This is a genomic window from Paenibacillus marinisediminis (assembly GCF_054343325.1).
In genome coordinates, this window is record NZ_JBTGUH010000009.1 from 49,428 (window position 1) to 63,623 (window position 14,196).

11 protein-coding genes and 1 pseudogene are annotated in these 14,196 nt (G+C 40.9%); 10 read left to right on the plus strand and 2 right to left on the minus strand.

The window, feature by feature from the left end; genetic code table 11:
* Window positions 1–103 precede the first annotated feature (103 nt).
* Complete coding sequence (locus ACXX53_RS17985) at window positions 104–856, plus strand: suppressor of fused domain protein (RefSeq protein ID WP_458570066.1); 753 nt, start codon at window positions 104–106, stop codon at window positions 854–856.
* Window positions 857–1,339: 483 nt separating this feature from the next.
* Here ACXX53_RS17985 and ACXX53_RS17990 read toward each other — a convergent pair whose 3' ends face one another.
* On the minus strand, window positions 1,340–4,135 hold the full coding sequence (locus ACXX53_RS17990) for a glycoside hydrolase family 38 N-terminal domain-containing protein (RefSeq protein ID WP_458570067.1): 2,796 nt from the start codon (window positions 4,133–4,135) through the stop codon (window positions 1,340–1,342).
* A 119-nt stretch (window positions 4,136–4,254) separates the two neighbouring features.
* On the opposite strand from ACXX53_RS17990, the gene ACXX53_RS17995 reads away from it, so the two are divergent.
* The 6 genes and pseudogenes from ACXX53_RS17995 (at window position 4,255) to ACXX53_RS18020 (ending at window position 8,741) form a co-directional block, all read left to right on the plus strand.
* A complete protein-coding gene (locus tag ACXX53_RS17995; RefSeq protein ID WP_458570068.1) occupies window positions 4,255–5,142 on the plus strand; it encodes a helix-turn-helix domain-containing protein in 888 nt (295 codons plus the stop codon).
* 80 nt (window positions 5,143–5,222) lie between these two features.
* Window positions 5,223–5,711, plus strand: a pseudogene (locus ACXX53_RS18000) (DUF2199 domain-containing protein); the annotation flags it as partial.
* Complete coding sequence (locus ACXX53_RS18005) at window positions 5,709–6,119, plus strand: DUF2185 domain-containing protein (RefSeq protein WP_458570187.1); 411 nt, start codon at window positions 5,709–5,711, stop codon at window positions 6,117–6,119. The pseudogene ACXX53_RS18000 and the gene ACXX53_RS18005, both read left to right, overlap by 3 nt.
* Before the next feature lie 121 nt (window positions 6,120–6,240).
* The gene (locus tag ACXX53_RS18010) at window positions 6,241–6,471 is read left to right on the plus strand and encodes an AbrB/MazE/SpoVT family DNA-binding domain-containing protein (RefSeq protein WP_458570069.1); all 231 of its coding nucleotides are present in this window, start codon (window positions 6,241–6,243) and stop codon (window positions 6,469–6,471) included.
* On the plus strand, window positions 6,465–6,791 hold the full coding sequence (locus tag ACXX53_RS18015; protein ID WP_458570070.1) for a type II toxin-antitoxin system PemK/MazF family toxin: 327 nt from the start codon (window positions 6,465–6,467) through the stop codon (window positions 6,789–6,791). The genes ACXX53_RS18010 and ACXX53_RS18015 overlap by 7 nt, the downstream gene beginning before the upstream one ends.
* Window positions 6,792–7,892: 1,101 nt before the next feature.
* A complete protein-coding gene (locus ACXX53_RS18020; protein WP_458570071.1) occupies window positions 7,893–8,741 on the plus strand; it encodes a copper amine oxidase N-terminal domain-containing protein in 849 nt (282 codons plus the stop codon).
* A 72-nt stretch (window positions 8,742–8,813) separates the two neighbouring features.
* Here the strand turns inward: ACXX53_RS18020 and ACXX53_RS18025 are convergent, their stop codons facing one another.
* Complete coding sequence (locus tag ACXX53_RS18025) at window positions 8,814–9,584, minus strand: class I SAM-dependent methyltransferase (protein WP_458570072.1); 771 nt, start codon at window positions 9,582–9,584, stop codon at window positions 8,814–8,816.
* 270 nt (window positions 9,585–9,854) lie between these two features.
* On the opposite strand from ACXX53_RS18025, the gene ACXX53_RS18030 reads away from it, so the two are divergent.
* From ACXX53_RS18030 to ACXX53_RS18040, 3 genes are all read left to right on the plus strand, one after another.
* Entirely contained in the window at window positions 9,855–10,142 is a 288-nt protein-coding gene (locus ACXX53_RS18030; protein WP_458570073.1) for a hypothetical protein, read from the plus strand.
* A 429-nt stretch (window positions 10,143–10,571) separates the two neighbouring features.
* Complete coding sequence (locus ACXX53_RS18035; protein WP_458570074.1) at window positions 10,572–12,098, plus strand: flavocytochrome c; 1,527 nt, start codon at window positions 10,572–10,574, stop codon at window positions 12,096–12,098.
* 234 nt (window positions 12,099–12,332) lie between these two features.
* Window positions 12,333–14,153, plus strand: coding sequence for a PAS domain S-box protein (locus tag ACXX53_RS18040; RefSeq protein ID WP_458570075.1), 1,821 nt, complete (start codon window positions 12,333–12,335; stop codon window positions 14,151–14,153).
* The last annotated feature ends 43 nt before the right edge of the window (window positions 14,154–14,196 follow it).

The following is a 14,196-nucleotide window of genomic DNA, read 5'->3' on the forward strand; positions in this document are numbered from 1 at the left end:
TTATACTCAGAATTCACCTCTTTGTCCAATACTTCTAATGCAACATATGGTAGACTATGATTATCAATATTTGTCATTTACTGATAAAAAGGAGAGGAACTAGATGGGTTTTCTTAAAAAGATATTCGGTGGTAAGAACGACGGAGAAAAGTCGAATGACGGCACTACAATTTACAAATACGAAGAAAGTGAAGAAAGAGCTGATTACGAGCCGCCAGCTTCCATGGAATACGTGGAAGAAATCGTATCCCATTTCGAAAATGCATTTCCCGGAAGAACAAGCAGTGTATTTCATGAACTAATATCCGATATCGTACATATTGATGTAAATATGATGGAGCCTACAGAAGAGGAGCCATTCTATGTGTTGTATACCAATGGTATGAGTGACTTGCCTATGACGATTCCGGATGAGATAGTAGCTCAGCTCGATGAGAACATCGACCGAGCGGAAGTGATGATGTTTCTTCCAGCATCCTGGAAACTTTCAGAAGAGTCCTTAAAGGATGAAAACAATTACTGGCCGATCCGATTGATGAAGCAGATGGCTCGTTTTCCTCATATGTATAATACTTGGCTGGGATATGGACATACGATCCCCAATTACCAGGAATATGAACCTTATGCCGACGGAACTGGCTTGAATGGGGTTGTTCTCTATCAGTTAAAAGAGGAGATCAGCGAGATTCCAACTAAGGACGGCAATAAGATTCATACCTATTTCTTGATTCCTTTGTATAAAGAGGAGATGGATTATAAGTTAGAGCATGGCATGGATGCACTACTTGATAAATTATCAGAGTTGGAAGATGACGTGCTCGTGCTAGATCCGAACAGAACCAATACCTGCAAATAGGAGTCAATTTCATAATTCAGAGATTAAGGGGTAGTAGAGTGAGGGGCGAGGAGTTGGGTAGAAATGTTGTATGAAGTACAACATTTTCACCTATATTCCTCAGAAACGACTGAAATGTTGTACACCATACAACAATTTAGTCGTGATAGGACTTCTCATACGTCTTTTTCGAGATATTGTTGTATCCTGTACAACAATTCTACTGATCTATGTCGCTAACCGTTCATATTGTTGTATAAAATGCAACATAGAACGTCTCATCGCAGCGAACCCAGAGATCAAGGGGGAGTAGAGCAAGGAGCAAGGGTTTGGGTAGGAAATGTTGTATTCTGTACAACATTTCTGCTGGGCTATGTCGTTTATCGTTTATATTGTTGTATAAAAGAGTCAATTTAAATGTAGTGCACCCCTTACAGTAGACATTGGATAAACACCACTGGTGTTAATAACCGATGAATAACTATAAGGGGTGTCTTTTTTCGTCTATTCAAGCACTATCTTAACTGTGCCTATCTGATAAGGCTGGATGACGATCTTGAGTGTTGTACCTTCTACCATTAGCTCATCTTCGCACGCTGCCTTTTGTTCATTAATATCGGTCCAATAGGCATGCTTGATTGGTTCCGGGCAGGTCAAGGTGATGGTGTCCATCTTCCCTTCCATCTCGTTAACACGCACGATGAAGCTTCTGTCTCCTTCTTCTGCACCTTTTACACAAGAAACGACTGACGTCTGAGACTCAAATGCTGCAAAGGTATCTCTCGGATTAAGCTTACCTTGTTGTCTTAACCCGGTTACAACGGTCATGGAGTGGTTATAAGTTTGAACATAGTCATTCAGCGCTTTAGGTTGGCTAGATGGCATAACACCTAATCCGAATTCCAGATGATTGATTCCATACTCTGGACATGGGTCTGGATCGTAAGAGCCTCTGAGCAAGGTAAGGGTAAGACTATTATCTACTCCTCTGAATCCATAGCCTACCTTGGACATAAGCATTACACCTGCTGAGCCGTCCTGACCTTCTCCATAGATATAGTTGTTCCCCGGAAGATCAATGCCTAGCGCTTGACGCGTAACCCTGCCAAATGGAACATCATAATGATACATCGCACATGAATCATAAAGCGGCATAAAGAATTGCAGTTGCGGTACGCCTTTGCCAAGACGCCCAATCTCTTGCCAATCACACTCTACTTTAAAGTCTAAGTGACTGCTGCCTTTATCTAACGAAACAATCACTTTAAGCTTTGAATTTCTAAACCCGAACTCATATGCAATGTGGCTTCTCAATGCACCTGCAGCACTTGTGATCTCTAGATCTTGATGAATCCATTGGATATTTTTGTAGCGTCCAACAAACCATGAAGACATTCCGGTACCTTCATCTGTAATCTCCTTATGGTCTGCTTCATCCACTAATCTGAATATTCCTGATTTTCTCGAAGGATCTATCATTTCTTTCCCAGTTGCTTTATCAATCATCGAGTCAATCGATCCGTCTAAGCTATTAAACACAACTTTAAGGTTCTCATTTTCCAACGTATAGCACGGTTCATTCTGGGTGCGCTTTTCATGCCAGTAACTGATCTTGACCTGTTCAATCGCTCGTTCCGTTAACACGTAGGTAGCATAACCGCACGCGGGAGCGTCCACTTCTAATGCTACTTTTAAATAATTGTGTCCCCAATAGTGATTGAAGTCTTTTTCCAATACCTGATGTGTTACGACTTCACCTTTTTCATTGGTAAACTGCATACGCTCGTGGTCATACTGCCATTCCCAGATCATCAATTCAATCACTTCTTGGCGGGCCTGCATCGTTGGATTGAACACATGATAGATTCGGGTTTTTCCTGTACCATTTTCATACTGTTCAGACCCTGCACCTGCGCCATAAGCCAAGCACTGCTCATCATCACCCTCACTGACGACAAGATCAGCCGTATGAATCTGCTGAGTTATCTTTTGAAGGGCTATTTTCTTAGTGGTGTTTACTGTTGCCGATACCTCTTGATACAGGCCTAGAGCATAATCTCTAGTGGCGTCTACCCCTGATCCTGTCAAGATATCATGGAACTGATTGAATAACACATCTCTCCAAGCTTGTTCAAAGCTTTGCTTCGGATAACGCGCCCCTTGTGTCATGGCCGCCCATGTACTAAATAGCTCTGCTTCGTACAACCCATTTTCAGAAGCTTTATTGCCCTTCTTAATCCGGCTCTGAGAACTATAGCATCCATCACAGATGAAATTCTGCTCTTGATATTCAATCGGCAGCTGCTCTTTATACTGTTCAACGATTGCAAAATACTCGCGATAGGTAGAGAATCTCACTTTCGGATAGATCGGCCACGTGGAAACATCGATGATTCGTTCAATGTCTCTTCTTGTTGGTCCGCCCCCATGGTCTCCCACTCCATAGACTTTTAATACATAAGGCATATGGGTTCGTTCTGCCATTTCGGGTACATAGAGACACATGTCTGAATGAATAAACGAATTATAGAATTGAGGTTCCCAGTTGACGATGATCTCAGCTCCTGAAGGACTTTTCCATCGATAAAGTGATGGTCCTTCTTTACGCCCTCTGCAATGATAGTAATACTTCACGCCAGCCTTGGTGAGAAGCTCCGGTGTATGGATACTATGTCCAAATGTATCGGGTTCAAAGTCGATATTGAAGGAATCTAATGGCTGATTAAACAGTTGAGATAAGTACTTTTTCGTATAGAGCAATTGTCTTGCTTGGCTCTCGCCATTTGGCATGTTTTTATCTGCCTCAACCCATGTGGAAGCCGTAATCTCCCATCTGCCTTCTGCCACTCGTTGCTTAATCTCTTCCAGCATTTCCGGATCATAAGTCTCTACAATCTTATACAGCGAAGCTTGAGACTGCGAAAAATTGAAATCTTCATACTCCCTCATGATCTGCAGCATCGTGCGAAAAGTATCTAAAGTAACACCTACGGTTTCATCCCAACCCCACTGCCAATTCATATCAATATGGGCATGAGCCACACACAGCATCTCAAACTGCTTGGCTTCTTGTTGAAGCGGCATGAGCTTGCGCTCCATCTCACTTACTAGCTCATTGGTAATAGCACCTTGTGCGTCATACGCTGCTACTAAGTCCTTCTCTACTTCTATAATAAGATCATCAAATGCCCCCTCTTTTCTTGCTGACAAAAGGGTTGCATACTTCATCTGTGTCATGACACGGTCTTCTTGGTAGGTTAGCTTTCTATTTCTAAATCTAGTGGTCAATTTCTCCAGCATAGCTCGTTCCTCCTATCCTTTATCCTGTATCGTAAAATATAGTGTACAATATCTAGGTACGGGAATCTTTAAGTCATCTGGACATTGGATTGTGAAATAACGACATGGGAGGGTCTATTATGGCTAATATCATTAGTTATCTGACTGCTAAAAATTTCACCATTAGCCTTAGTGGGCTTCAGATCAAGGTACTAGATGCTGCTGTATTAGATGCTGGACCACATTGGGAAAAAGAAGATCACTTTCACACTTACTTTGAATTTCATATGATTAAGTCCGGGAAAGGCCTTGTATCCATAGAGGGCTCGACGCTCTCTTTTCAAGAAGGAGACTTCTATATCACGGGACCTTATGTGACGCATCGTCAAGTGTCCGACCCTGTAGATCCTATGGTTGAATACTGTATACAATGTGAAATTAGCCTGGCTGATACACCAGATTCCAACTACTTTAACTCAGCAGAAGATACCGAATTTTTCATCAATATTCTCTCTACTACCTACCCTCGCACCTTTCAAGACAACTATGGCGCCATTGGGTTATTTGAGTCCATTATCAATGAAACATCCCTTAAACTTCCGGGATATTCCTTGCAGATTCAACCGCTGTTATTCCTGTTAGTGATAAGCTTATTTCGCTCGGTGATCACCACACTTGATCATACCCATTTGCCTCAGCCGCAAAGCGATGTCCGTGTATCCCGAATTATGAAATTTATCGAAAATAACTATCACCTTTCCCCTTCGATCGATGATCTGTCGAAGCTGATCTTCCTCAGTCCCAAGCAGATTAATCGGATCATGAAAAAATATATGGGCTGTACCTTTAATGAACAACTTTTACTTTACAAAGTCTCTCAAGCTAAGCACTTGCTGAATCATTCTGATCTTAGCACTCAAGCTATTGCCGATGCTTGCGGTTTTTCCAGCCACTACTATATGTATCAAGTCTTTAAACGCTTTAATCTCCCACCGCCTGCTCGTTTTAGAACAAACGCAAATAACTAAAACCTTCAGTTGCCAAGTCCTCGGGTGACACTCGGTTCTGGAAATAGAAGCAAACTTGTATGGAGTTTTGGAGGTGCTGAATGAACAATATCAATGGATATACTTGTAGTTGCTGCGGCGAATATCACCATGAACTTCCAATAAGTTATGGATGTCCATCTCCGGTCTATTACGAAATGGCAACGCCAGAGGAACGCGAAAAAAACTTTGAACTAACCCCAGATTTGTGTGTTATGGAAAATGAACACTTCTTTATTCGAGGATGTGTTGAAATCCCCATTATCGGTACCAATGAGGAATTGATTTGGGGTGTTTGGGTCTCTTTAAGTGAAACTAATTTTAAGAAAGTAAAGGAAAACTGGAACAATCCAGAAGTGTTAGAGCCAATGCTTGGATGGTTCTCTTCTGCATTACCTTGTTATCCTGATACAGTTAACTTAAAAGCGAAAGTTTATCATAGAGCCGATGGAATTAGACCATATATTGAACTTGAACCGACGGACCATCCATTAGCTGTAGAGTTGAGAAATGGAGTTTCTTTAGAACGAGTCCAACAAATAGCTGAAATGTTTTGCGCAAATCACAGAAGTGATCATTTGGATTCATTCGAATCGCCTAACCATAAAGGTAGGAAATTCGCACTCTCAGCGGACGATATAAAACAACTTATAGATTCAGAAGAAGGATGCATTGCAACAGATAGAATTACAGTTGATGGCTGTAAAGTTGGATTTATGTACAGAGAAGAACCTTACCAAAACGGAAATCCTGATAGTGGTTGGAGGTTTATGGCTGGCGACGAAGACCAGGATTATATGGACAATTCGGAAAACAGTGCTGTGTACCAAGTTAATACAATCTGTAATTATGATTCGGATATCATTCCATATCTTGATGCACCTCCGGGCACGGCGTTTATCAGAGATGAAAATGGCAAATTTGTTCTTGATGAGGAATGGAAAAATCCAGAAACATGAATAGGTACCTCATGATCGGATTAGTAAAGGAAATGGAACATGGCATTGAATTGTTTATACATTGTATATACATCGTCGTTTTATGATATAATATTATTGAAGTACTAATTGTGAGGTGAAAATGATGAAGATACAGAAATGGGGCAACAGTTTAGGCATTCGTATTCCTATGTCATTTGCTGAACAGTTGAAGATAAGTGATGGATCTGAAGTGGAAATGTTTATTAACGGAGAGGACTTGATCATACAACCGAAGAAGGTAACTCTTGATGAACTGTTGGATAAGGTAACATCAGAGAACAAACATCAAGAAATTGATTTTGGAACTTCTGAGGGGAGAGAAATATGGTGATTCCCAAGAGGGGTGATCTAGTCACTCTTAATTTCAATCCTCAATCCGGTCATGAACAAGCTGGACGAAGACCAGGATTAGTATTATCACCAGAACGTTTCAATGAAGTAACCGGATTCGCCGTAATATGCCCTATAACATCTCAGCAAAAGGGATACCCCTTTGAAGTTGAGCTGCCTGAAGGTCTGAAGGTCCAAGGTGTAATACTAAGCGATCAAATAAAAAATCTCGACTGGAAAGCTAGAGAACTTAAGATTATTGACGAGACTCCACAGGATGTAGTACATCAAGTCCTTGATCGGGTAAGGACATTCTTGTAGATTAGATAGCCGGTTCATTTGAACTGGCTATCTTTGTTTTTACGATTGAGTCAATTTCATAATTGCTTTATCACACGTTAAAAACAAACATTAAACGATAAACGACATAGCCCAGCAGAAATGTTGTACAGAATACAACATTTCCTACCCAAACCCTTGCTCTACTCCCCCTTGATCTCTGGGTTCGCTGCGATGAGACGTTCTATGTTGCATTTTATACAACAATATGAACGGTTAGCGACATAGCTCAGTAGAATTGTTGTACAGGATACAACAATATCTCTAAAAAGACGTATGAGAAGTCCTATCACGACTAAATTGTTGTATGATGTACAACATTTCAATCGTTTCTGAGGAATATAGGTGAAAATGTTGTACTTCATACAACATTTTCACCTATATTCCTTGCCCCTCACTCAACTCCCCTTAATCTCTGAGTTCGTTGTCAAATGTATAGCTTGGGATTACCTCCGTTTCCTTTTCTCGAGTTTGGTTTAGTCGCCTATTAATTCGAGATTTGGGGAGGTACTCCTTTTTTTATGTTCAAAAAATCTAGCTAAATCAAGGGATCTGAATTATGAAATTGACTCGCTTGGTAATAATCTCTTTACGTTCATCACTACATCCAGCTTGTCTATGCAAGTCAGTTAACTTAATGACTGCATCGCAGTTTTCACATTTGCTGATCTCCTTCACTTCGACCACGGGGTTGACCGTCATACTTTGCAGTTATGCTACGTAATTGTTATAAATTATGCGGACAACTTCCCTGATGAACAAATGTATGGACGCGAGCCTTATGTTTTACTAAAATTTGAAGCCCCTGCATTGGATATTTTTACAAGGAAGTATTCCTCGATCAGAGTAAAAGACGTTCGGCCATATATGTAGTCATCCAATTGAAATCCCCCTTACAAGAAACAATGTTCCTGCAAAGGGGATTTTAACGATCCGCTATCTCGATTCAAACAACATAAGTAACTCCATTTACGGTAAACGGCGCAGCTTGAAGTGACAGTTTCCAGCTGGTTTTTGGAGTTTATTGGAAAAACATGAAAAACACTCTATAATAATAGTCATATATTATGGAGGTGATTGTTGTTGAAGTTATCTAAGGCTTTCAAAATGATAATCATTGCATCTCTTGTCTTGTGTTCAGCTAATGTTGCGTACGCATCAAACAAGGAAACAGTATCGTTGAACGATGTACCTGCCTTACTTCAAATCAATGAATATCATGTTCTATACACATATCCCAAACCACCGTATATTGACAATAACTATCGTTTAATGATACCTCTACGAGCTGTTAGCGAAATGCTGGGGGCACAAGTCTCATATTCATCAAAGGACAAACAAGCGTTAATCGAAATGAATGGAAGTACATTATCTATTACCGCAGATTCAAAAATGATAGAAGTTGATGGTACTCCAGAATTAATGGATACCGTTCCTGTTATTTATGAACAATCTATGTTTATTCCAGTACGCGTTTTAATAGATCATTTTAATCTACCTGCAACTCGAGATCCCATGACGGGTATTGTAAACATCCAGAGTAAATCACTTATGGAGTCGGATATGATGAAATATATGAATGAATACGACAAAACACCTGAAATCTCAAGTCTGGATGCTTTGGTTCCATCGTATTATGACTTACAGATTGTAACTGAACAAGGTAAGTTACAAGAAGGAGAACTAACATTAACATCTATGAACATGAGTAGGCAAAAGATTGAACAAGGTAAGGAAGATATGCATGTGATCTTTATGTATGACCATGGATTGCAAATGGAACTGGATATAGATACTACAGATCAAGTTAATAAAAGAAATCGTCCTGCGTTAAAAGCAGATGCGATATTTAAAAGTAAATATACATTTTATGCTCCGAATTATACGGAACGATTGAAATATATCTTGGCAATAGGCAGAACTTTTAAATGAGGATTTTATAACAATATATTATTTTCGAAAAAATAGTAAAGGGATTGCCCTATAAGAGCAATCCCTTCTAACTTATTCTTTCACAGCCACAACCATAACTTCAATTTCATCTAAGCTAATATTTTCACGCTTCCAGTTTCCTGCCGTGCCGCCCCAGATGTTCTCAACCTTCAGTCCTGCCTTAGAAAACATTTGCTTCAGTTCAAACGGGAAATATCTGCGTTCCTTGACCTCGACCTGCTTCTTCCCCTCAGGCAAGTCCCATTCATCCACATAATGCTCCACCATGGTTACAGGATTGAACCTGCCGGATTCCACATCCTCTTGCGTAAGGCTGCGAATTTTCGAGTAGGCATTCAAGGTTGTAAGTATGAATCGTCCCTTTGGCTTCAATGCATCAGAGATATTGTTGAGAATCGCCATATCATGTTCGATTGGCTCTTCATCCCTACCCACTAAACCAAATGCCCCTTCGCAAAGGCAGATTACCGTATCAAATGTCTTGGTTGGGGTGTATTTCACTGCATCACAATGAACCCATTCGACATTCACGTTCGCTTCTGTGGCCATGTTATTGGCTTCTATAAGCATACCTGATGAAATATCGACACCTGTGACTTGATATCCACGCTTCGCCAGTTCGATAGAGTGTCTTCCTGTGCCGCACCCTATATCGAGGATGCTGCTTCCTTCAGCAAGCATGAGTTCCTCAATCACAAAGTTAACTTCCGAGATCGTGTTCTTGGTAAAACCATTATTCATGTATTGAGGAGCGTGTGCATCAAAAAAGGATTCCCAGTTATTTTTACTCAATTCGTCATACCTCCATGTGATGAGAACCACGGAAGCACATTAATTAGTCATCATATAAATGTAACTTCCGCAGTTCAGTTCTGTTTTATTCCCTCTTGAAGATATTCGAATAGACTTTTCATACTGCATCTCTCCCTCGTCTAAGATACCTTTAGTATATGAATTGCGTTCATTTTTTCAATGTAAAAAATAATTATATTCATGATTATTTATTGCTGTTTTTTATTGACAGAATTATTTCAAACCGATTATATTCGTAAAGGATTATGACAACATGATGCTACCTGATGGAGGGTTCATATGGAGGATATCTCTACCTTATCTTTGGTGTTCGCGGTAATTGCATTTCTAATCTTTTGTTTCATCTCTTTTGATCACCATGCCTTGGCGTTCTGGATTATTATTATCGGTTGGGGATCTCTATTCTACATTCTTTTAAAGTTTGATATTGAGACAGGTACGGCTATACAATTTGCACCAATTGCTGCGGGAAGTTTAATCGGGTATGTTTGGGGCTTTTGGAGTGGTGTGATAGATAGAGCTGAGAAAATTGGTAGAAAGATTAACCGATGGGCTGACGAGGATTAACATTGTTAGGAAAACGATTAAGAACCGCTAAAGTGCATCCCTTATAGTAGACATTGAATAAGCACCCCTAATGTATGAACTAATGAACATACTGGGGTGCATTTTTATGCCTAAGAAGGGAACAATCATTTAAACGTTACCTAAATGTGCAAAGGTCGAAAATAATATTGCGCCTCCTTCTCTCCTTCTTCATAATTTTACCTTCACATAATTCAGTTCCTCATGGAAATCATACGTATTACAAGCTTATTTTTTGACATTTCTAATTTAATCTGATATTTTGTCGATTTTTGTCTGTCGCTTTCTGTCGTTTTGTGATACAATTCACTAAGTAAGGAGCCGATGATACTTCACAATAAAATGCACCTAAAGATGTCGGTTGGCTCTTTATGTACATCACGAAAAAATCGTAAAGTTGAGGGGTTAAACATGAAAAAGAAAGTTGCATCAACGCTTATTCTAGTTCTCTCTTTCATGCTCGTGTTCGCTGGATGCGGCAGCCAGAGCAACCAAGGCCAGAATCAGGACAATGCGAAAAAAGAAGAGGCCAAAGATCCAGAAGCAGTTTCAGGAGCATCAAAAATCAGCTATACACCTATCGATCAACTACAAAATAAATATGATGTCATCATTATCGGTGCTGGCGGTGCCGGTATGACAGCTGCACTCGAGGCAAAAGAAAAGGGCATGAACCCGGTTATTTTCGAAAAAATGCCGGTTGCCGGCGGTAATACATCAAAATCATCTTCAGGTATGAATGCTTCTGAAACCAAGTTCCAAAAAGAGCAAGGCATTCAAGACAGTAATGATGCATTCTATGAAGAGACTTTAAAAGGCGGCCACGGTACTAACGACAAAGAATTGCTTCGTTACTTCGTTGACAATTCAGCAAGTGCAATCGATTGGCTGGATTCCAAGGGAATTACATTGAACAATCTCACGATTACTGGTGGTATGAGCGAAAAGCGCACACACCGTCCTGAAGACGGATCAGCAGTAGGACAATACCTGGTTAGCGGCTTAGTGAAAAATGTTCAAGCACAACAAATCCCACTGTTTGTAAATGCGAACGTAAAAGAGATTACAGAAAAAGATGGCAAAGTCAATGGCGTTAAAGTCATCTTCAACCAGAAAGATGAGAAAACTATCGAATCCAATGCTGTCGTTGTGGCAACCGGCGGTTTCGGCGCTAGTATGGACATGATTACTGAAGTTAGACCTGATCTCAAAGGATTAGTAACAACCAACCAAGAAGGCAGCACAGGTGATGGCATTAAGATGGTCGAAAAACTCGGCGGTGCAACGGTCGATATGGATCAAATCCAAGTTCACCCAACAGTGCAGCAAGACAAATCCTATCTCATCGGAGAAGCTGTTCGCGGTGAAGGAGGAATCCTTGTTTCCAGTGAAGGCAAACGTTTCACGAACGAGCTTGATACTCGTGACAATGTCACAGCAGCAATCAATAAACTTCCTGAAAAATCGGCTTACCTCGTATTTGATTCCGGCGTAAAATCCCGTGTCAAAGCGATCGAGCAATATGAAAAAATGGGCTTTGTCCTTCAAGGGGAAACGCTCGAAGCTTTAGCTAAAGAAATGAAGGTTCCAGCAGATCAGCTTAAAACTACTGTAGATACATGGAACGGCGCGGTGAAGAATAAAAATGATGCCGAATTCGGCAGAAAAACAGGTATGGACAACGACTTGTCCGGCGCACCATACTATGCAATCAAAATCGCACCAGGGATTCACTATACTATGGGTGGCGTGAAGATCAACCCGAATACTGAAGTTCTAACTAAAGACGGCAAAGCAATTCCGGGACTGTTTGCAGCAGGCGAAGTTACAGGCGGCTTGCACGGTCAAAACCGGATCGGCGGTAACTCCGTTGGTGATATCATTGTCTTCGGTCGCCAAGCTGGTGCAAAATCGGCTGAATACGTAAAAGCACAATAAGATATCAAGATTTCAGCTTCCTCCATTCACTCTAAATACAAACGCTTGGGCTTATCAAAGTCCAAGCGTTTGTTTGTTTATTTGGGACTAGAGCTTAAACCAAATCTAATGTAAAATAGCTCATACGGGAAGACTTCTTTTCTGTGAATTGGTTGTGGTGACATAATTCGACAAGAAGAGGACTTCCTTTTGCTATTTCTCATCATAATCCTTATTTGAGGAGGATATACCCCAATGGATAAAGAGACGCTTAACACTAATCCTCTTAAAGAACCGATCTATCTGGAAGAAATGCTTCAGTCTCTTGTTGAATCCACCAATGACGCTATTTCGATCAGGGACATGCAGGGGAATATTCTTTTCGTAAATCGTGCATTCGAAAATATGTATGGCTGGACATATGAAGAAGTGGTCACCGACCCTTACTGCCTGGTGCCAGAACATTTAATACATGAGACGGATGAGATATTGCATCCGATAAGATCCTCTGAAAAGAAGATCTCGCAGTACGAGACCGTACGTCAACGAAAGGATGGGACGAAGGTTCATGTATCCCTAACTGCCTCTCCCATACGGAATGGAGAAGGTACTATCGTTGGCACTTCGGTTATCTCCAGAGATATCACGGACCGGAAAAAGGCTGAGGAAGCATTGCTTAGAAGCGAGGCTAAATACCGGATACTGATAGAGAATACGAACGATGTCTTAAGCACATATGGTGTGGACATGAAACGATTATTCGTGTCACCTTCTATAGAGCTTCACTTGGGATATACCCAGTCTGAATATCTTCAGGCGAATAATTTCGAATATATTCACCCTGATGATGTAACAATAGTATTGGATCTGCATCAATCCCTCTCTACCCATAAACAAATTGTTCAAATCGTGGTCCGATTAAGGCATAAAAATGGATCTTGGGTGTATATGGAGTCGCGGTGTGTACCGATCTTATCTGAGGACGGCGAGTTCGAAAGCTGCCTAGTTGTTTCACGGAATATCACGGAACGAAAACGATCTGAGGAAGCATTGCGAAATAGCGAGGAACAATACAGGTTCATTGCTGAAAATACAGTGGACTTCATTTCTGTTATTGATAGGCAGGGCAATGTATCTTACAGTTCACCTTCGCATATGAACAAGCTGGGCAGGGATCGAATTTCCTTTCAAGATATCCATCCTGACGATGCTCCTCTCGTCTGTGAACGCTTTACATATATGCTTCAAACCCAAGCTCCTGTTGTCTGCGAATATCGATACAGGCTTCAGAATGGAGATTGGATTCACCTAGAGTCAAGAGGAGTTCCCTTTTTCAATGCGGATGGCGAATGCCTCTACTTCTTCAACGTTTCGCGCGATATCACGGAGAAGAAACACAACGAAGAGCTTCTCCTGCGAGCGGAAAAGCTTACGGTCATTGGTGAACTGGCTGCAAGTATTGCGCACGAAATAAGAAACCCGCTTACCTCGCTGAAGGGCTTTATTCAGTATTTGCGACCTTCGTTCCCGCCAAATTCCGGTATTGGTGACATTATGCTGACTGAGCTGGAGCGAATCAACTTTATCGTGAGTGAGCTGCTTGTCTTGGCGAGGCCGCAGAATCTGGATGTCAAACCGGTACCTCTGCACAAGATCATAGAACATATCATCAAGTTTCTCGAATCTGAAGCTAACTTCAAAAATATTATGATTCATACCAGCTTTGTTGACTCCCCTGTTACTATCATCTGTGAAGAAAATCAATTAAAACAAGTATTTATCAACATTATGAAAAACTCCCTAGATGCCATCTCAGCGAATGGCGAGATCCGAATTCAAACCAAACTTCTAAGTGATAACCAAGTCCTGATTCGCATTTCAGATAACGGTTGCGGCATTCCACATGAACTGCTTCCTAGACTGGGAGAACCTTTTTACACGACAAAGGAGAAAGGGACAGGACTCGGCTTGCTCGTCAGCAACAAAGTTATCAAAGACCACCATGGCAAAATACATATCACAAGTGAACTCAGCAAAGGCACAGTCGTAGAAATCACGTTACCCATCTCTTTTTGAAGCAGCCCTAGATCTCTCCAATAGGAGATGAAATACACCCCTT